This window comes from Pseudokineococcus marinus, assembly GCF_013004605.1.
Classification (GTDB): Bacteria; Actinomycetota; Actinomycetes; order Actinomycetales; family Quadrisphaeraceae; genus Pseudokineococcus; species Pseudokineococcus marinus.
In genome coordinates this window covers 1-999 of the sequence record NZ_JABEMA010000568.1, presented here as the reverse complement: position 1 = coordinate 999, position 999 = coordinate 1, and the positions used below count along the sequence as shown (strand labels likewise).

The following is a 999-nucleotide window of genomic DNA, read 5'->3' as shown; positions in this document are numbered from 1 at the left end:
ACCCTAGGCCGGGTCCTCCCGCGCGGCGCCTCCCGCCGCGACAGCGTCCCGGCGGGTGGTCCGGCCACGCCGCGACGCGCCCGGGCGGGCCGCGAACGGGCGGCGCGCGGGACCGCCGCGGGGGGCGTGCACTACGGTCGGCGGACGCGAGAGCGGGCACGTGACCACGGACGACGACGGAGAAGAGGACACGACGGTGGGTGCGACCGCGGACCCCGCGGCGAGTGGCGGAGCCGCCAAGCGGCTGTCCATCACGCCGGGGCAGGTGGTGCAGGAGCTCGGGTACGACTCGGACGTCGACCACGACCTGCGCGACGACGTCGAGGACGTCACCGGCGCCGAGATGCTGGACGAGGAGGCCGTCGAGGCGGTCGACGTGGTCCTGCTGTGGTGGCGCGAGGACGACGGCGACCTCGTGGACGCCCTCGTCGACTCGCTGACCTCGCTCGGTGACAACGGCGTGGTGTGGCTGCTGAGCCCCAAGAGCGGTCGTCCCGGCCACGTGGAGCCGGCCGACATCGACGACGCCGCACCCACCGCGGGCCTCCACGCGACCTCGACCATCGCCGTGACGAGCGACTGGTCCGGCACGCGGCTCGTGGCGCGCGGGCGCAAGGGCTGACGACGCCGCTCGCGGCCCGGCTGCGGCGCCCGCGGGCCCGTGTCGGGTCCCGGGCGCCGCGCCCCACCCGGCACACGGCCGCGGACGGGTCCTCCGTCCTGCTGGGCGGTCCTCTGCCGCCGGGCGCCCGGGCGCGGCTCGTCGTCTTCCTGCCCTTCGCCGCCTCGCCCGTCTGCACGGGCGAGGCCCTCGCGCTGCGCGACCGCGCGGACGAGCTCGCGGCGGCGGGCCTGGACGTGGTCGCCGTGACGTGCGACGCCGTCCCCGCGCTCTCCGCCTGGGCCCGGGCGGAGGGTCTCGGGTTCCCGCTCCTGTCGGACTTCTGGCCCCACGGCGCGGCCGCCCGCGCCCACGGCGCGCTCGACCGGGCGACCGGT

The 999-nt window shown here is 78.1% G+C and carries 2 protein-coding genes; both read left to right on the top strand.

Annotated elements, in window-relative coordinates; translation table 11 throughout:
• Positions 1–196 precede the first annotated feature (196 nt).
• Positions 197–622 carry a DUF3052 domain-containing protein gene (locus HLB09_RS17545; protein WP_171204551.1) on the top strand — a complete coding sequence of 142 codons (426 nt, stop codon included), beginning with the start codon at positions 197–199 and terminating at the stop codon, positions 620–622.
• Positions 580–999 (top strand): redoxin domain-containing protein (locus HLB09_RS20490; RefSeq protein WP_409373022.1); only part of this gene is annotated, 420 nt, incomplete at its 3' end. The genes HLB09_RS17545 and HLB09_RS20490, both read left to right, overlap by 43 nt.